Source organism: Pseudomonas sp. EA_35y_Pfl2_R5 (genome assembly GCF_963970805.1).
GTDB lineage: Bacteria > Pseudomonadota > Gammaproteobacteria > Pseudomonadales > Pseudomonadaceae > Aquipseudomonas.
In genome coordinates this window covers 641,122-658,406 of sequence record NZ_CAXAOW010000001.1, presented here as the reverse complement: position 1 = coordinate 658,406, position 17,285 = coordinate 641,122, and the positions used below count along the sequence as shown (strand labels likewise).

General features: G+C 63.7%; 14 protein-coding genes. 3 read left to right on the top strand and 11 right to left on the bottom strand.

Annotated features, from left to right (window positions below; all coding sequences use genetic code 11):
• Window positions 1-192 precede the first annotated feature (192 nt).
• Together AACX99_RS02970 and AACX99_RS02965 are read right to left on the bottom strand one after the other, a co-directional pair.
• Complete coding sequence (locus AACX99_RS02970) at window positions 193-936, bottom strand: hypothetical protein (protein WP_339409369.1); 744 nt, start codon at window positions 934-936, stop codon at window positions 193-195.
• A 102-nt stretch (window positions 937-1,038) separates the two neighbouring features.
• Entirely contained in the window at window positions 1,039-1,851 is an 813-nt protein-coding gene (locus tag AACX99_RS02965; RefSeq protein WP_339409368.1) for a helix-turn-helix domain-containing protein, read from the bottom strand.
• Window positions 1,852-1,977: 126 nt separating this feature from the next.
• Here AACX99_RS02965 and AACX99_RS02960 point away from each other — a divergent pair, with 126 nt between their 5' ends.
• Window positions 1,978-2,409, top strand: a complete 432-nt coding sequence (locus tag AACX99_RS02960) for a hypothetical protein (protein ID WP_339409367.1) — start codon at window positions 1,978-1,980, stop codon at window positions 2,407-2,409.
• Here the strand turns inward: AACX99_RS02960 and modC are convergent.
• From modC to nirB, 5 genes are all read right to left on the bottom strand, one after another.
• Entirely contained in the window at window positions 2,392-3,534 is a 1,143-nt protein-coding gene (gene modC / locus AACX99_RS02955) for a molybdenum ABC transporter ATP-binding protein (protein WP_339409365.1), read from the bottom strand. The two genes, AACX99_RS02960 and modC, sit on opposite strands and share 18 nt — an antisense overlap.
• Window positions 3,531-4,223, bottom strand: a complete 693-nt coding sequence (gene modB, locus AACX99_RS02950) for a molybdate ABC transporter permease subunit (RefSeq protein WP_339409364.1) — start codon at window positions 4,221-4,223, stop codon at window positions 3,531-3,533. Before modB ends, modC begins: the two co-directional genes overlap by 4 nt.
• 12 nt (window positions 4,224-4,235) lie before the next feature.
• Window positions 4,236-4,982, bottom strand: coding sequence for a molybdate ABC transporter substrate-binding protein (gene modA / locus AACX99_RS02945; RefSeq protein ID WP_339409363.1), 747 nt, complete (start codon window positions 4,980-4,982; stop codon window positions 4,236-4,238).
• 276 nt (window positions 4,983-5,258) lie between these two features.
• Window positions 5,259-5,636, bottom strand: coding sequence for a nitrite reductase small subunit NirD (gene nirD, locus AACX99_RS02940; protein ID WP_339409361.1), 378 nt, complete (start codon window positions 5,634-5,636; stop codon window positions 5,259-5,261).
• Window positions 5,636-8,191 (bottom strand): nitrite reductase large subunit NirB, encoded by a 2,556-nt coding sequence (gene nirB / locus AACX99_RS02935; protein ID WP_339409360.1) that lies wholly within the window; start codon window positions 8,189-8,191, stop codon window positions 5,636-5,638. The genes nirD and nirB overlap by 1 nt, the downstream gene beginning before the upstream one ends.
• 545 nt (window positions 8,192-8,736) lie before the next feature.
• On the opposite strand from nirB, the gene AACX99_RS02930 reads away from it, so the two are divergent.
• On the top strand, window positions 8,737-12,807 hold the full coding sequence (locus AACX99_RS02930) for a bifunctional nitrate reductase/sulfite reductase flavoprotein subunit alpha (RefSeq protein ID WP_339409358.1): 4,071 nt from the start codon (window positions 8,737-8,739) through the stop codon (window positions 12,805-12,807).
• A gap of 79 nt (window positions 12,808-12,886) precedes the next feature.
• On the opposite strand, the gene AACX99_RS02925 is transcribed toward AACX99_RS02930, so the two are convergent.
• The 3 genes from AACX99_RS02925 to hemF form a co-directional block, all read right to left on the bottom strand.
• Complete coding sequence (locus AACX99_RS02925) at window positions 12,887-13,513, bottom strand: class I SAM-dependent methyltransferase (RefSeq protein ID WP_339409357.1); 627 nt, start codon at window positions 13,511-13,513, stop codon at window positions 12,887-12,889.
• Between the two features lie 4 nt (window positions 13,514-13,517).
• Complete coding sequence (aroE, locus tag AACX99_RS02920; RefSeq protein ID WP_339409355.1) at window positions 13,518-14,342, bottom strand: shikimate dehydrogenase; 825 nt, start codon at window positions 14,340-14,342, stop codon at window positions 13,518-13,520.
• Window positions 14,343-14,552: 210 nt separating this feature from the next.
• Window positions 14,553-15,470 (bottom strand): oxygen-dependent coproporphyrinogen oxidase, encoded by a 918-nt coding sequence (hemF, locus tag AACX99_RS02915; RefSeq protein ID WP_339409353.1) that lies wholly within the window; start codon window positions 15,468-15,470, stop codon window positions 14,553-14,555.
• Window positions 15,471-15,652: 182 nt separating this feature from the next.
• On the opposite strand from hemF, the gene AACX99_RS02910 reads away from it, so the two are divergent.
• Window positions 15,653-16,630 carry an NADPH:quinone reductase gene (locus tag AACX99_RS02910; protein ID WP_339409352.1) on the top strand — a complete coding sequence of 326 codons (978 nt, stop codon included), beginning with the start codon at window positions 15,653-15,655 and terminating at the stop codon, window positions 16,628-16,630.
• Window positions 16,631-16,725: 95 nt separating this feature from the next.
• Here the strand turns inward: AACX99_RS02910 and AACX99_RS02905 are convergent, their stop codons facing one another.
• Window positions 16,726-17,283, bottom strand: coding sequence for an L-threonylcarbamoyladenylate synthase (locus tag AACX99_RS02905; protein WP_339409350.1), 558 nt, complete (start codon window positions 17,281-17,283; stop codon window positions 16,726-16,728).
• Window positions 17,284-17,285: the final 2 nt, after the last annotated feature.

Sequence of the window (17,285 nt, the reverse complement as noted above, 5' to 3'; positions counted from 1 at the left end):
TACTAGGCCGCCATCGGCGGCCTGTTAGAACCGATCCGGATCTCGCGAGCTAGAGCGAGACAAGGCGCTACGTTAGTAACAGCCTTCGGCTGGTCAAAATGGCCGAGGGCGCGGAGTTTACGACTGTAAATGAGCAGCCCGAGGCCATTTTTAACGCAGTATCGCCGACGCGCAGCAGATCCATGACAGACCTCAATACATCGCCATCCACTGCGTGGTCAGCGACCGCGTATGGCGATACACGGTGATCGGCGCAAATGGCCGGCCCGAGGCGCTCTGCAAGGCGCTGCTCTGGCTATTGAGGTCGACCAGCGCGGCTTTGAGATAATCCCAACGGGTTTTCAGCTTGCCCACCTGCGGGTCGCTCTTGCCGTCCAGCGCGGCCAGTTGCGCATCCACCGACGGTACGATCTTGCGTTCGTCCTGACCGAGGTAGGTGTCCGGCTGTTCGCGGGCAGTTTCAAAATTGCCGAAGTAGGCACGGCTTAGGTACTGCACCGAGAGGTATTCAAGCTTGGCGGACAGCTCGCTGTCATCCGGGCCAGCCAGCTTGCGGGTTTCTTCGAGCACGCCGAGTAGGGCCTTGCTGAGTTCTTCCGGGTAACGCCAGGGCATGTCATCTTCGCTCGGGCCGAAGGCCACGCCACGACGAATCTGCACCACCAGTTCCTGATGAGCGCTGCGCAGCGCATCGCTGCTTTGCGGCAGGCTCTGCACCGAAGCGGCCAGGGCCTGCAGATCAGCTTCCAAGGCGTCCTGATGTTTCTTTTGGAAACCCTCGCCACGTAACAGCATCAGGCTGCTGGTAACCCGGCTGGCCTGCACTTGAACCTGTTCCTGGGGGGTAACGGCCTGGGCAAACGTCAACGGCGAGAGGCCTGCCAACAGTCCGACAACCGCGAGCAATAGCGAGCGAGACAGCGTTGTAGAACGCATACAAGGGGTGCTCCTTATTATTTTTGTGAGCAGTGCTGAACCAAGTCAGCTTATACAATCGCGCGCCACAGGGTACTGCACTGAATATGGGAGAGAAGCAGCCTAAAGAGTGATTTCGTCGGAAAGATGCGCCTGCTCTGCCAGCTCACGCAGGTACTGCGCGCTGAAGGCATCGGCCGGAAAGAAGGTTTCCAGCGCCAGTTCCGCCAGGGTGATGTCGTTGGCGGTGCCGAATACCGTGGTGGTGCCGATCAGGCTGACCACACCCTGCTCAGTGGCAAACTGCAGCGGCATCAGCACCGTATTGCTGTCGAACTGCGCGGGTGCCGCTGGCCCCGGATAGGCATTCAGCTCATCCCACAGCAACTGCAACTGCGCATCACCGCTGGCCTGGATATCGCGCTGCAAACGCGCCAGCAGGTAGGCGCGCCACGGCCCCAGATTGACGATACGCGGGGCCAGCCCGCCGGGATGCAGACTCAGGCGCATGACATTGATCGGCGCTTTTAATAGCTCCGGCGCAATGCCCTCTAGAAAGGGCGCCAGAGCACTGTTGGCCGCCAGCAGGTTCCAGTGCCGGTCGATGGTCAGCGCCGGGTAGGGCTCATGGGCCTTGAGCAGTAATTCGATGGCGCTGCGTGCAGCCGCCATGGCCGGCTCTGAGAACTCGCGCTGAGTAAACAACGGTGCAAAGCCGGCGGCGCTAAGCAGGCGATTGCGTTCGCGCAGCGGAATATCCAGTTGCTCGGCGAGCAACAGCAGCATCTCGCGGCTGGGTTGGGCGCGCCCGGTTTCGACGAAACTCAGGTGGCGGGTGGAGATATCGGCCTCGCAGGCGAGGTCGAGCTGACTCAAACGACGATGCTGACGCCACTGGCGCAGCAGGGCCCCGACGGGCTGGATTTGGCTGTTCATGGCCATCGACGATAGACCAGTAAGGTCATTGCAGCCATTACCTGTGAGGTAATCGACGCGGCACGCGGATCGGCGAAATCTAAGGGCCAACCCGCCATTTCGGCGGTCCTTTGTGGAGACTTCGCCATGACCACCTTGCAACCTTCGCTGTTACTGCGCCGCACCCTGCTCGCCGATGGGCTGGTCGGTATTGCCACTGCTGCGCAACTCCTGCTGCTGGCCGACTGGCTTAGCGGCCTACTGGTCCTGCCGCGTGAGTTGCTGCTCGGCGCCGCCCTGGTGCTGCTGCCGTTGGCGGTATTTCTGCTCTGGCTATCACGCCGCGAAAGCCTGTCGCGGGCGGCGGTCTACACGGTGATCGGTATGAACGCACTGTGGGTGGTACACAGCCTGCTGTTGCTGCTTAGCGGCTGGGTCACGCCGAGCCTGTTTGGCTACGCCTTCGTGATCTTCCAAGCAGTCGTGGTGCTGGTGTTTATCGAGCTGGAGTGGATCGGCCTAAAGCGCTCGCAAGTCGTTCCCGGCGCGTTTGCCCAGGCATCAGTGAGTGCTCAGTAACGACACCGACTTGACCTGCGCCCACAGCAATTGCTCGCGCTGGATCTGCAGACGGTCGAAGGAGTAACGGGTGATGCGGGCGATCAGTTGCTCGCCACCCACCTGCACGCGGACCAGCACATGGGCTTGCTCGGCGACATTGATCCAGTCCAGCACCCGCGCGGGCAACAGGTTGAGCACGCTGCTGTCCTCGGCCTGCTGCAGGCTCAGGCTGACATCGCGGGCCTTGACCTTGATCCGCACCGACTGGCCCAGCGGCAGCGGCCCGTGCGGCAAGCGCAGGTTGATCTGGCTATCCGGCAACTGCAGGTAGAGCAGCCCGTAAGCCTGGTCATGCGCTGTAACTACGCCGTCGACCACCGCTTCGGCATCGTCCTCGAAGACAAACGGCAGGTCAGCGCGCAGCAGGGTTTCCTTCAACGGGCCGCTGGCGCTGACCTTACCGTCCTCGAGCAACACCAGATGATCAGCCAGACGCGCCACTTCATCCGGCGAGTGGCTGACGTAGACAATCGGAACCTCCAGCTCCTGATGCAGGCGCTCCAGATAGGGCAGCACCTCCTGTTTGCGCTTGAGATCGAGGGACGCCAGCGGCTCATCCAGCAGCAGCAGGCGCGGGCTGGTCAGCAGGGCGCGGGCAATGCCTACGCGCTGCTGCTCGCCGCCGGACAGCTTGTCCGGCAGGCGCTCCAGCAGATGCTCAATACCGAGCAGTTCCACCGCCTGCTCCAGGGCAATCCGCCGCTGCGCTGCGGGGATGCGCTTCAAGCCGTACTGTAAATTGCGCCGCACCGTGAGGTGGGCAAACAGGTTGGCATCCTGAAACACGTACCCCACGGCGCGTTGATGGGCCGGGACGAAAATCCCCTGGGCACTGTCCTGCCACAGCTCGCCATTAATCTGCAGGTAGCCTGCGCTGGGCCGATCCAGCCCGGCAAAGCAGCGCAGGCAGCTGGTCTTACCCGAGCCGGAATGACCGAACAGGGCGCTGACGCCGCGACCCGGCAGCTTCAGCTCAACATCTAGAGTGAAACCGGCGTGCATCACTTTGAAACGTGCGTGGATTTCACCTGCCCCGGCGACTGTGCGAATCGCCGGATTGCGCCGCGACAATGGCCAGATCATTGCCACACCCGCGTACTGCTGCGCCCGCTGCTTCGTCCAGAGTAGAGCGCCAGCAGCACGATAAAGGAGAACAGCACCATGCCGCCCGCCAGCCAGTGGGCCTGGGCGTACTGCATGGTTTCCACATGGTTGTAGATCTGCACGGACGCTACCTGGGTCTTGCCGGGGATATTGCCGCCAATCATCAGCACCACGCCGAACTCGCCCACGGTATGCGCGAAACCGAGAATCGCGGCCGTGGTAAAGCCCGGCTTGGCCAGTGGCAGCACCACCGTGAAGAACGCATCCCAGGGTCCGGCACGCAGCGTCGCCGCCGCCTCCAGCGGCCCCCGACCAATCGCCTCGAAGGCGTTCTGCAGCGGCTGCACAACAAAGGGCAGGGAATAGAACACCGAGCCGATCAGCAGCCCGGTAAAGGTAAACGTCAGGGTGCCGAGGCCGAGGCTCTGGGTCAATTGGCCGATAAAACCGTGCGGCCCCATGCTCACCAGCAGGTAGAAGCCGATCACCGTCGGCGGCAGCACCAGCGGCAGGGCGACAATCGCGCCAATCGGCTGCTTCCAGCGTGAGCCCGTGCGCGCCAGCCACCAGGCAATCGGCGTACCGATCAGCAGCAACAACAGGGTGGTCAGCGATGCCAGCTCCAGGGTCAGCAGGACCGCGGCGAGATCGGCTTTAGTCAGTGGCATCGCAGTGAACCTCTAAAGCGTGTAGCCGTAAGACTGGATGATTGCGGCCGCTTTTTCGCCCTTCAGGTAATCCATAAAAGCCGCAGCGGTGGGATTTTGTTCGCCCTTCCTGAGGATCAGCGCATCCTGCTTGATCGGCGTGTGCAGCTCGGCCGGCACGATCCAGGCCGACCCGCTGCTGAGCTGACCGTCCTGATACACCTGCGACAGCGCGACAAAGCCCAGCTCGGCGTTACCGGTGGCGATAAACTGATACGCCTGGGTGATGTTCTGCCCTTCGACCAGCTTGTCCTTGACCGCCGCACTCAGGCCGAGCTTGTCCAGCACTTCAGTGGCTGCCAGGCCGTAGGGCGCGGCTTTCGGGTTGGCAATCGCCAGATGTTTGTACTGATTGGCCTTGAGCGCCGCGTCGCTGCCATCCAGATAATCCGGCTTGGCCGACCACAGCACCAGGCTACCAACTGCATAGGTAAAGCGTGAGCCGCTGACGCCCAGGTCTTCGCTGTCGAGCCTGGCCGGGGTGCTTTCATCGGCACTGAGCAACACCTCGAACGGCGCGCCGTGCTGAATCTGCGCATACAGCTGGCCGGTGGCGCCGAAGGAGGCAACCACGCTGTGCCCGCTGTCTTTCTCGAACTCGGCGGCAATCGCCTGCAGCGGCGCGGTGAAGTTGGCCGCCACCGCGACCTGCACCTGCTCAGCCAGGGCGTGGCTGCTAAATACCAAGGCGGCGAACAGCGCCGCGATACGAGCGTGCATGGAGAACTCCTGAATGTGCGGCTGCGGGGTAACGGCGGCGCTGTCGACGCGGCCTACTCTACCTTCGCTATATCTCACGATATACAGCGATTTGCGCAATAACCACTTAGCAGAGCAACAAAAACAGGGCTGCCGAGATAATCGACAACCCTGTTACGCAGGCATCAGCGCTGCGAGCTGAGGTGCATAAAGCCAATTACTGACTTAATAGTCAAGTAGCGCCCTATTCAGCTCGCATGCCGAGACTGACTGGCATCCGCACCGCTCCCCATCGCCTTAGCTCAGGCCGATTTCCACCCGATCGCCGTGCAGGCGTACCGGCCAGGTGCGCAACTGCTGCTCGGGATATTCCAGGCAGGTGCCGTCTTCCAGGCGGTAGTGCTGCTTGTACAGCGGTGCGGCGATCACCAGATCGCCACCCAGGCTGCCGACAATACCGCGACCGATGACGTTGGCGCCGGACTTCGGGTCGCGGTTATCGACGGCATACAGCTGCTTGTCACTGGCCTCATTCGGCAGATAGAACAGCGCGACCTGGGCACCATCAACCCAGGCGACCACGCCGGAGTTGGCCACCAGGTCGGCACGGCTGCACAGGGCGCGCCATTGCACGCTGGTTTGCTCGATTGTTGCTGCTGCGCTCGACTGGCCCATCAGACCACCTCCTCGGCTGGAATAAGTTGCAGTTCGGCGGCGCTGATCGGGCGGCGCTGACCGCGCTCCTCGACGAACTGGATATCCGGGTCGCCACCCTGCTGGTTGACGAAGGTGCGGAAGCGTTTGAGCTTCTCCGGGTCCTTCAGGGCGTTGGCCCATTCGCACTCGTAGCGGTCGATCACCAGCTGCATCTGCGCTTCCAGTTCGGCGGCGAGATTGAGGCTGTCGTCGATGATCACTTCCTTGAGGTAATCCAGGCCGCCTTCCAGCGACTCGCGCCACACCGAGGTGCGTTGCAGGCGGTCGGCGGTGCGTACGTAGAACATCAGAAAGCGGTCGATATAGCGGATCAGGGTTTCATCATCCAGATCGGTGGCGAACAGCTCGGCGTGGCGTGGACGCATGCCGCCGTTGCCCGCCACATAGAGGTTCCAACCGTTCTCCGTGGCGATCACGCCCACATCCTTGCTCTGCGCCTCGGCGCATTCGCGGGTGCAGCCGGAGACGGCGAACTTGATCTTGTGCGGCGAGCGCAGGCCCTTGTAGCGGTCCTCCAGCAGCAGCGCCATGGCCACGCTGTCCTGCACGCCGTAGCGGCACCAAGTGCTGCCGACGCAGGACTTCACCGTACGCAGCGACTTGCCATAGGCGTGGCCGGTTTCGAAACCGGCGGCGATCAGTTCGGCCCAGATGTCCGGCAGTTCGTGCAGCTGCGCGCCGAACAAGTCGATGCGCTGGCCGCCGGTGATCTTGGTGTAGAGGTCATATTTTTTCGCCACCGCGCCGATGGCCAGCAGGCCGTCCGGGGTGATTTCGCCACCGGGAATACGCGGCACCACCGAGTAGGTGCCGTTCTTCTGCATGTTGGCCATAAAGGTGTCGTTGGTGTCCTGCAGCGGCACCAGCGCCGGATCGGTGATCGAGCGGTTCCAGCAGGAGGCGAGGATCGAACCCACCGCCGGCTTGCAGATATCGCAGCCGACATGGCCGCGGCCATGCTTGGCCAGCAGCGCCTCGAAGCTCTCGATGCCTTCGACGCGAACGATGCCATACAGCTCCTGACGGGTGTAGGCGAAGTGTTCACACAGGCTCTTGTCCACCACCACGCCACGGGCGGTCAGCTCGTGCTCGAACACCTGCTTGAGCAGCGCCGAGCAGCCGCCGCAACCGGTGGCGGCCTTGGTGCAGGCCTTGAGCCCGGCCAGATCGCCGCAGCCGCCGTCGATGGCGGCGCAGATCGCGCCTTTGCTGACGTTGTGGCAGGAACAGATGGTCGCGGTGTCCGGCAGGGCATCGGCACCCAGCGCTGGGGCGCCTTCGCCTTGCGGCAGGATCAGGCAGGACGGGTCGGCCGGCAGCTTGATGCCGTTCTGCACGTACTGCAGCAGGGTGTCGTAGTAGCTGTTGTCACCGACCAGCACGGCGCCGATGGCCTGCTTGCCGTCGGCGGAGACGACCAGGCGGCGGTAGCTGGCGTTGGCTTCGTCGATAAAACGGTAGCTGCGCGAACCGGCAGTAGCGCCGTGGGCATCACCGATGGAGCCGACGTCGACGCCGAGCAGCTTGAGCTTGGTCGACATGTCCGCGCCCATAAACGGCTCGCTGTCTTCGCCGCACAGCTGGGTGGCAACACTGCGAGCCATCTGGTAGCCCGGTGCGACCAGGCCGAAGATGCCGCCGTTCCACGCCGCGCACTCGCCGATGGCGTAGATGGCCGGGTCGCTGGTGCGGCACTGACTGTCGATGGCAACACCGCCGCGTGGGCCGAGTTCCAGGCCGCATTGCTTGGCGATGGCGTCCTGCGGGCGGATGCCGGCGGAGAACACGATCAGGTCGGTTTCCAGGAACTCCTCACCGGCGAAGTTCATCCGGTAGCGGTACTCGCTGCCGGCAGTGATCGACTGGGTGCCGCGCGACAGGTGCACGCTAACGCCCAGGGCTTCGATCTGCGCCTTCAGCGCCAGGCCGCCGTGGTCATCCAGCTGCACCGGCATCAGCCGTGGGGCGAATTCCACAACATGGGCTTCCAGGCCCAGGGACTTCAGCGCGTTGGCCGCTTCCAGGCCGAGCAGGCCACCGCCAACCACTACGCCACGGCGCGCGCTCTTGGCGGCGGCCTGGATGGTGTCGAGGTCGGCCAGGGTGCGGTAGACCAGGCGCGAATCGCCTTCGGCACCTTCAATCGGCGGCACGAAGGGGTAGGAGCCGCTGGCCAGCACCAGCTGGTCGTAGGGGAAGCTGCCTTCGGCGGTGATCACTTCGCGGCGTTCGCGGTCGATCTCCAGCACCGGCACGCCCAGGTGCAGGGTTACGCCCGGCGTCTGGTACAGCTCGGCACCGCTGAGGGCCAGGGATTCGGCATCGCGGCCGGTGAAATACTCGGAGAGATGCACGCGGTCATAGGCGCGCAGCGGCTCTTCGCTGAATACCTGCACGCGGTACTGCGCCAGCGCGCCACGCTCGATCAGTTGCTCGACGCAATGATGGCCGACCATGCCGTTGCCGATGATGATCAGCCGCTGCTGGTCTGTGGAGGTATCTGTGCTGTTCATGGCATTTCCCGGCCGAAGCTCATCAGGTTTTTCTGCGGCAATAAAAAAAGCGCCTGAAACCTTGCGGTTTCAGGCGCCTTTGCCTGTTCTGTGCGGTGCCTGCGAGTGGCACCTGATTACCCATTGCCTGTGCAGGCTGGCGATCGCCATTGATCGAATGGGCGGCCCGAATGTGGCGGGCTCGCCGGGGCTCATGCAGCGCCTGTGCCAGTTTCCCCGCAGTGGCCTGCGGCCCGCATTGCAGCGGGCTGCAGGCGCAGTTGCAGGCTCACCAGCCCGGCGCGATAAAGACCCAAAAAGAGGCGAGCAGAGCAGCCTGCGCCCCATTATGAGTCGTGCAAAACCGGCCCAGCTGTCCCGCACACACCTCGCCAGGCCTTGCCACGCGGGCGTTCAAGCCGCCCTGGCGAACCCTGGCGCGTGCCTTGCTATAGACCCACCCAGGTAATCAACGCTGATTGCCCATCCACGACAAAGACGCCGTGCCACTCCCGTTTCGACGGAGGGTTGCATGGCGTTTTGCGTTTCAGGTGCAGGAGAGGGGTGTGGCGAACAAAACGGTTCGGAGTGTCTGTCCATATTGCGGCGTCGGCTGCGGCATCGTCATGCAAGTGGAAAACGGCAAGATCGCCAAGGTCAGCGGTGACCAACAGCATCCGAGCAACTTCGGCCGCCTGTGCACCAAGGGCAGCACCTGCGCCCAGCCGCTGAAAGAATCTGGCCGCATGGAACACGCCTACCTACGCAGCGAACGTAGCCGCGACCCTGGGCAAATCGCCATGGAGGCCGCGATCAGCGCCGCCGCCACCCGCCTGCGCGCGATTCTCGACGAACACGGCCCAGACGCCATCGCCCTGTATGTTTCCGGGCAGATGTCGCTGGAGGCGCAGTACTTGGCCAACAAGCTGGTCAAAGGTTACCTGGGCAGCAACCAGATCGAATCCAACTCGCGCCTGTGCATGGCCAGCGCTGGCAGCGGCTACAAATTGTCACTGGGCGCCGACGGCCCGCCCGGCTCGTACCAGGATTTCGACCGCGCCGATGTGCTGCTGGTGATCGGCGCCAATATGGCGGACTGTCACCCGATCCTGTTTCTACGCCTGATGGCGCGGGTCAAGGCCGGCGCCAAGCTGATCGTCGTCGACCCCCGGCGCAATGCTACGGCGGACAAGGCCGATCTGTTTCTGCAGATCAAACCGGGCAGCGACCTGCTGCTGCTCAACGGCCTGCTGCACCTGCTGCACAAGAACGGCCACACCGACCCGGCCTTTATCGCCGAGTTCACCGAAGGCTGGGAGGTCATGCCGGACTTCCTTGAGAGCTACACCCCCGAATACGTCGCCGCCCGCACCGGGCTAAGCGAAGCAGCGATCCGCCAGGCCGCACGTTGGATCGGCGAAGCCGGCGAGTGGATGAGCTGCTGGACCATGGGCCTCAACCAGAGCACCCACGGCACCTGGAACACCAACGCCCTGTGCAACCTGCACCTGGCCACCGGCAAGATCTGCCGCCCCGGCAGCGGGCCGTTTTCCCTTACCGGCCAGCCCAACGCCATGGGCGGCCGCGAGATGGGCTATATGGGCCCCGGCCTGCCAGGCCAGCGCAGCGTGCTGGTGGATGACGACCGCGCCTTTGTCGAGCAGGTCTGGGGCGTGCCCGCCGGCACCCTGCACACCCGCCTGGGCGGCGGCAGCGTGACGCTGTTCGAGGATCTGGCGGCCAGCAAGGTCAAGGCCTGCTGGATTATCTGCACCAATCCGGTGGCGAGCATGGCCAACCGCAGCACGGTGATCGAAGGGCTGAAGGCCTGTGAGCTGGTGATCGCCCAGGACGCCTTCCTCGACACCGAAACCAATCGCTACGCCGACATCCTCCTGCCCGGCGCACTGTGGGCCGAAGCCGAAGGGGTGATGATCAACTCCGAGCGCAACCTGACCCTGATGCCGCAAGCCGTCGAGCCGCCCGGCGAGGCCATGGCCGACTGGCGCATCATCGCCGAGGTGGCCTGCGCCATGGGCTTTGCCGACGGCTTCAGCTACAGCTCGGCCGAGCAGGTGTTCGAGGAGATCAAACGCTTCCACAACCCTAAAACCGGTTATGACCTGCGCGGCGCCAGCTACCCGCGCCTGCGCCAAACGCCGCTGCAATGGCCCTGCGCCAGTGAGGAGGGCGACGGGCGTATGCCGCTGCGCTATATCAACGACGGAATCAGCCAGCATCTGCGCATTCGCGACGATGACAGCACGCCGCGCCTGGCCTTTGCCACGCCCAGCGGCAAGGCGCAGTTTTTCCCGCGCCCGCACCTCGACCCGGCGGAAATGCCCGATGCCGATTTCCCCTTTGTGCTCAATACCGGGCGCCTGCAACACCAGTGGCACACCCTGACCAAGACCGGCAAGGTCGCCACGCTGAACAAGCTCAACCCCGGCCCCTTTATCGAAGTGCACCCGCAGGACGCCGCCGCCCTCGGCGTGCGCGACCGCGACCAGCTGGAAGTCCGCTCGCGGCGTGGCCACGCCGTGCTGCCGGTGCAGATCAGCGACCGCTTGCTGCCCGGCGGCTGCTTTGCACCGTTTCACTGGAATGATGTGTACGGCAACAACCTGGCGATCAACGCGGTGACCAGCGACGCCATCGACCCCATCTCGCAGCAGCCGGAATTCAAGTTCTGCGCCGTTAGCCTGCGGCGTATCGAGCTGATCGCCCATCAACGCCTCGATACGTCCGCCGTCGAGGCCGTCGACAGCACTCGCCTATCTCACCCGCCCGAGGAACTCGCGATGTCGAGCATCGAAACCTTTGCGGCCCTGGTCGGCGTCGATTGCATCGCGCCGCCGCCCCTCAGCGAAAGCGAGCGCACCTATATGGCTGGCTATATCAGCGGCCTGCGCAGCAACCCCGGCGGCGGTGTGCCCAGCCTGCCGAGCCAGGCGCCCCTGGCCGAGCCGACCCGCCTGTGGCTCGACGGCATGCTCGCCGGAATATTCAGCCGCGTAACTTCATCAACGTTGACCGCGAACCCAGCGGTGACTCTGCTGTGGGCCTCGCAAACCGGCAATGCCGAAGCACTGGCCGAACGCCTGGCCGCGCACCTGAACGAAGCCGGGGTTGCCGTGGCGCTCAGCTGTATGGCCGATTACCCACCGCAGCAACTGGCCAGCGCCGGCTCGGTGTTGCTGCTGAGCAGCACCTTCGGCGACGGCGATGCGCCGGACAACGGCCAGGCATTCTGGAGCGCGCTGCAAACCAGCGACCTGCGCCTGGAGAATCTGCGCTATGCGGTACTGGCGCTTGGCGACCCGAATTACGAACAGTTCTGCCAGCACGGCAAAAACCTCGACCGCCGCCTGGCCGAACTTGGCGCCACACCACTGCGGCCCTGCCTGGATTGCGACAGCGATTTCGACGACGCAGCATCAGCCTGGCTAAGCGAGCTGCTGCCACTGCTGCGCCCGGCCGAAACAGCAGTTCCGGCACACCGCGCCGTCGCAACGGAGCCCGTCAGCACGCAGTTAGTCAGCAAGACTCAGCCGCTGCCCGCGCGCCTGGCGCTGAACCTGCGTCTGAACGCAGCAGGTGCGAGCAAGGACACCCGCCAGTTCGCCTTCGCCCTGGGCGACTCAGGCCTGACCTACGAAGCAGGTGATGCCCTCGGCGTATGGCCGCGCAACTGCCCGGAGCTGGTCGAGGAAGTACTCGAACTGGCGCACCTGGACGGCGAGCAACTGGTCAACGTGGCCAAGGTCGGCGAGCTGCCGCTGCGCGAGGCGCTGACCAGCCATTTCGAAATCGCCCGACCGAGCAACGAGGCCCTCGCCCTGGTCGCCGAACGCAGCGCCAGCAGTGAGCTGCGCAGCCTGCTTGGCGAGCGCAAGGCCGAGCTGAAGGACTGGCTGTGGGGCCGCCAACTGGCCGATGTGCTGCAAGCCTTCCCGGCCGAACACACGGCAGGCGAGCTGCTGGGCAGCCTCAAGCGGCTGCAACCGCGCCTGTATTCCATCTCATCAAGCCCCAAGGCGCATGCCGGCGAAGTGCACCTGACTGTGTCCGCCGTGCGCTACGGCAAGCGCAAGGGCGTGGCCTCAACCTTTCTCGCCGACCGTGCGGATAACGCCGAAGTACCGCTGTTCGTGCAGAGCAACAAATACTTCCGCGTGCCGCGCGATGGCGACGTGCCGATGATCATGATCGGTCCCGGCACCGGCGTGGCGCCGTTTCGCGGCTTCCTCCACGAACGCCGCGCGCGCGGCGATACCGGCAAGAACTGGCTGTTCTTCGGCGAGCAGCATGCGGCCAGCGACTTCTACTACCGCGACGAGCTCACGGCGATGCAGCAGGACGGTCTGCTGACCAACCTCAGCCTGGCCTTCTCCCGCGATCAGGCGCAAAAGATCTACGTGCAGGATCGTATTCGTGAACAGGGCGGCGAGCTGTGGCGTTGGCTGGAGGAGGGTGCGCAGCTGTATGTCTGCGGCGACGCCAACCGCATGGCCAAGGATGTCGAGCAGGCGTTGCGGGATGTGGCGCGCAAGCACGGCGGTTTGAGCGAGGAGCGGGCGGCCGAACATATCCGCCGCCTGGCCGAGCAGAAACGCTATCTGCGTGATGTGTACTGAGTAGGGTGGATCACGCTTATCGATCCACCATTGCGGTGGACGTGAAAAGCGACGTCCACCCTACGGACTAGCTAATTAATCAGAGCCTGCGCCATACACTGGCCAGCCAGGGCTGCTGGTCACGCGGCAAGCCTGCCGGGCGGTAGTAATGCTGCAGTTCGACAAATCCAGCGGCGTTGAGCAGCACGCGCCAGTTGGCCAGATCGTGATAGGCGCCATAGCGCTCGCCATTCCAGCCTTCCTCGTTCTCACCACGGGGGTTGGAGCTGAACAGCACGCCGCCGGGTTTAAGGGTGGCATGCAGCTGCTGCAGCACCCGTGGCAGTTCCTGGCGGGGAATATGAAACAGCGAGGCATTGGCAAACACCCCATCGAAGCGCTCAGGCGGCAGATCGAGGGCAAGAAAGTCCTGCTGCCAGGCCTCGCAGCCACTGTCGGCGCGAGCCATTTCGACAAAGCGCCCGCAGCCATCCAAACCGACAGCGCTGTGGCCCATAGCGCCAAAGGTGCGCAGATCGCGCCCCGGCCCGCAGCCGAAATCAAGAATCTGGTAAGGCGCCGTGGCCTGAATATGCGCGAGCAGGGCGGCGATATTCTGGCTGACATCGTGATCGCGGGTGCCCTCGCGAAAGTCTTCGGCGCAGTCCTGATAATGGCGCAGGGTCAATGCGCTGATTTGCGCCAGTTCGTCGGCACTCAATCCCACAGTCTTAGCCCTCGGCCAGCAGGCGGCGCAGTTCGGCCAACACCGGGGCGCTGGCTGGGCGCACATCGCGCCAGAGGGCAAAGGCTTCAGCGGCTTGTTCGACCAGCATGCCGAGGCCATCCAAAGCGCGCGCCGCGCCATGCTCGGCAGCCCAGCGGTTAAAGGCGGTCAATTCCTTGCCGTACATCATGTCGTAGCACAGGGTATGGCCGGGCTGAATCAGGCTTGCGGCAATCGGCGGCAACTCGCCGGCCAGGCTGGCCGAGGTGCCATTGATGATCAGGTCCACCGGCGCGTCGATCCAGTCATAACCACTGGCAACCACCGGGCCCAGATCGGCGAATTCGCGGGCCAGTTGCTCGGCCTTTTCCACCGTACGGTTGGCAATCACCAGCGCCGCCGGCTGTTCGGCCAGCAACGGCTCCAGCACCCCGCGCACCGCACCGCCGGCGCCGAGCAGAAGAATGCGCTTGCCCTTGAGGGTTATGCCAGCGTTGACCGTCAGATCACGTACCAGGCCAGCACCGTCGGTGTTATCGCCAAGCAGGCTGCCGTCGGCGAGCTTCTTCAGGGTATTTACCGCACCGGCGCGTTGAGCACGGGCGCTGAGCTGATCAGCGAGAGCAAACGCCTGCTCCTTGAACGGCACGGTGACATTCGCCCCCAAACCTTGAGCAAAGAACGCGCGGGCAAATCCGGGGAAGTCATCCAGCGGCGCGAGCAGCGCTTCATAGCTCAGCTGCTCGCCGGTCTGCTCGGCAAACAGGCGATGGATCAGCGGCGACTTGCTGTGGCCAATGGGGTTGCCGAATACGCCGTAGCGGTCCATGGAGAGTCCTTATGTAGCAACAGAGCGCGCTCGTAGGTTGGGTTAGCGGCGCACTCGCTCATCAGAAAAATACAGCGGTATAAGCCGCCGCGTAACCCAACAAGGCGTCAGCAGGTACTACGCAATGATGGGTTACGCCGCCTACACACCGCGTTCAACTTCGAGCACGGCGCGGACGGCTAACCCATCCTACGGCCTAGCCCTTACGAATTATGGCGCGACACCTAACCAGTCACGGTCGGTGAGGAAGTACTCGGTCAGACGCGCCTCTTCGCTGCCCGGCTCCGGCTTCCAGTCATAGCCCCAGCGCACATGTGGCGGCAGCGACATCAGGATCGACTCGGTACGCCCGCCGGACTGCAAGCCGAACAGCGTGCCACGGTCGAACACCAGGTTGAACTCGACATAGCGGCCCCGGCGGAAGGCCTGGAATTCACGCTCGCGTTCGCCATAGGGCGTCAGCTTGCGGCGCTGCACGATGGGCAGGTAAGCCGCCAGGTAGGCATCACCGATGGCGCGGATAAAGGCGAAGCTGGTGTCGAAATCCCACTGGTTGAGGTCATCGAAAAACAACCCACCAATGCCGCGCGGCTCGCCACGGTGCTTGAGGTGGAAGTAGCGATCACACCACTCCTTGAACTTCGGATAAACCTCGGCACCGAAGAGCGCGCAGGCGTCATGAGCGACCTGGTGCCAGTGCCGGCAATCTTCTTCATTGCCGTAGTAGGGCGTCAGGTCGAAGCCGCCGCCAAACCACCAGACTGGCTCTTCGCCTTCTTTCTCGGCGCTGAAGAAGCGCACGTTAGCGTGGGAAGTCGGCACATAGGGGTTTTCCGGGTGGATCACCAGCGATACGCCAAGGGCCTCGAAGCCACGCCCAGCCAGTTCCGGCCGATGCGCGCTGGCCGAGGGCGGCAGGCTGTCGCCGAACACGTGGGAGAAGTTCACCCCGCCCTTTTCGATCAGCGCACCGTTCTCCATCACTCGCGTGCGCCCGCCACCACCGGCCGGACGCTGCCAGGCATCCTCGAAGAATTCGGCACCGCCATCTTCGGCTTGCAGGGCAGTGCAGATACGGTCTTGCAGATCCAGCAGGTAGGCTTTGACGGCCTCAGTACGGTCACTCACGGCGGCACCTTGAAAACGGGTAAGGCCAGGCGGCACGTGGCCGCGGGGAAAAATGGGTGGCCAGCATAACACCAGCCACCCCACGGTCGCAGTTGACGACGGTCAATGCAGACGATTGGATAACGGCACATTTCTGCCCGTGCGGGCATCATCCAGGCATTCAATCGCTAAGGAACCTGAAAATGGCCATGCGTATCCAGTTCAGCCGCCACGGCGGCCCGGACGTTCTCGACTACACCGACTACACACCCGCTGCCCCAGGCCCCAATGAAGTTCGCGTGCAGAACCAGGCAATTGGCCTGAACTTTATCGACACCTATTTCCGCAGTGGCCTGTATGCGCCACCAAGCTTGCCATCCAGCCTGGGCACCGAGGGTGCGGGGATCGTCGAAGCCGTGGGTTCTGCAGTGAGCGGCTTTCAAGTGGGTGACCGCGTGGCTTATGCCACCGGACCACTAGGCGCCTATAGCGAACTGCACGTGCTGCCGGCCGAGAAGCTGGTGAAACTGCCGGATGCAATCAGCTTCGAGCAAGCCGCCGCCGTCATGCTCAAGGGCCTGACGGTGCAGTACCTGCTGCGCCAGACCTACCCCCTGCAGGGCGGCGAAACCATTCTGTTTCATGCCGCCGCCGGCGGTGTCGGCTCCTTTGCCTGTCAGTGGGCCAGAGCGCTTGGGGTCAAGTTGATCGGCACGGTCAGCTCCGCCGAAAAAGCCGCACGGGCCATAGAGCAGGGGGCCTGGGCGACCATCGACTACAGCCATGAGAACGTCGCCCAGCGGGTGCTGGAGCTGACCGACGGCAAGAAATGCCCGGTGGTCTACGACGGCGTCGGCAAGGACACCTGGGAAACTTCGCTGGACTGCGTGGCCCCGCGCGGCCTGCTGGTCAGCTTCGGCAACGCCTCCGGCGCGGTCAGCGGGGTCAACCTAGGCATCCTGGCGCAGAAGGGCTCACTGTTTGTCACCCGCCCAACCCTGGCCGGTTACGCCGATACGCCGTCTCGGCTGCAAAGCATGGCGGACGAACTGTTTGCCATGATTGCAAGCGGCCAGCTGCAGGTGGAGATCAGCAATCGCTATACGCTCAAGGATGCCGCGCTGGCACAAACCGCCTTGAGCGCGCGGCAGACCACAGGATCGAGCATTCTGTTGCCGTAAAAATCCAAGGGTGGGTTAGTGACGTATCCACAAAACGTGCATCCCGTGAGGTGCCTGGGCGTCGCGTAACCCACCCTGCATAGGCGCGGCAGCCCTTAGGATGGCCTGACTACATCACCACTGATCAAATCACGAATCAGGCTGGGGTTCTTACGTCCGCCCAAGGCCCCACCCAACACAGCATCCAGCTGACCGGGGAAGTACTGTTCAACCCGCAGCCGCGAACGTGCCGAGGGCCGCCCTGCCGGATTGGCCGAGGTCGACACCAATGGCCCGGTCAACCGGCATAGCGCACGCACTTGTGGATGGTCGCTGACACGCAGGGCCACGCTGCTGTATTGGCCGCTGATCCATTCCGGCAAGCGGTTCTGATGCGGCACCAGCCAGGTATTGGCCCCCGGCCAGCTGCCGGCCAACCGCGCCAGCCAGATTTCCGGCAGGTCTGTGAGAAGAAAGTCGAACTGTTCAATATCGGCGGCCACCAGAATCAGCCCCTTGTGCACAGGGCGATCCTTCAACGCCAGCAAACGCTCCACCGCCTCGTCATTCCAGGGATCACAACCCAGCCCCCATACCGCTTCGGTCGGATAAGCAATCACCCCGCCATTGCGCACCACCTGTGCGGCCTGTTGTATCTGCCAGTTGCTGACCATTC

Coding starts and splice junctions, on each gene's coding strand:
- AACX99_RS02970 (WP_339409369.1), bottom strand. CDS start 936: ATGCGTTCTACAACGCTGTCTCGCTCGCTATTGCTCGCGGTTGTCGGA.
- AACX99_RS02965 (WP_339409368.1), bottom strand. CDS start 1,851: ATGAACAGCCAAATCCAGCCCGTCGGGGCCCTGCTGCGCCAGTGGCGT.
- AACX99_RS02960 (WP_339409367.1), top strand. CDS start 1,978: ATGACCACCTTGCAACCTTCGCTGTTACTGCGCCGCACCCTGCTCGCC.
- modC (WP_339409365.1), bottom strand. CDS start 3,534: ATGATCTGGCCATTGTCGCGGCGCAATCCGGCGATTCGCACAGTCGCC.
- modB (WP_339409364.1), bottom strand. CDS start 4,223: ATGCCACTGACTAAAGCCGATCTCGCCGCGGTCCTGCTGACCCTGGAG.
- modA (WP_339409363.1), bottom strand. CDS start 4,982: ATGCACGCTCGTATCGCGGCGCTGTTCGCCGCCTTGGTATTTAGCAGC.
- nirD (WP_339409361.1), bottom strand. CDS start 5,636: ATGGGCCAGTCGAGCGCAGCAGCAACAATCGAGCAAACCAGCGTGCAA.
- nirB (WP_339409360.1), bottom strand. CDS start 8,191: ATGAACAGCACAGATACCTCCACAGACCAGCAGCGGCTGATCATCATC.
- aroE (WP_339409355.1), bottom strand. CDS start 14,342: ATGGACCGCTACGGCGTATTCGGCAACCCCATTGGCCACAGCAAGTCG.
- AACX99_RS02910 (WP_339409352.1), top strand. CDS start 15,653: ATGGCCATGCGTATCCAGTTCAGCCGCCACGGCGGCCCGGACGTTCTC.
- AACX99_RS02905 (WP_339409350.1), bottom strand. CDS start 17,283: ATGGTCAGCAACTGGCAGATACAACAGGCCGCACAGGTGGTGCGCAAT.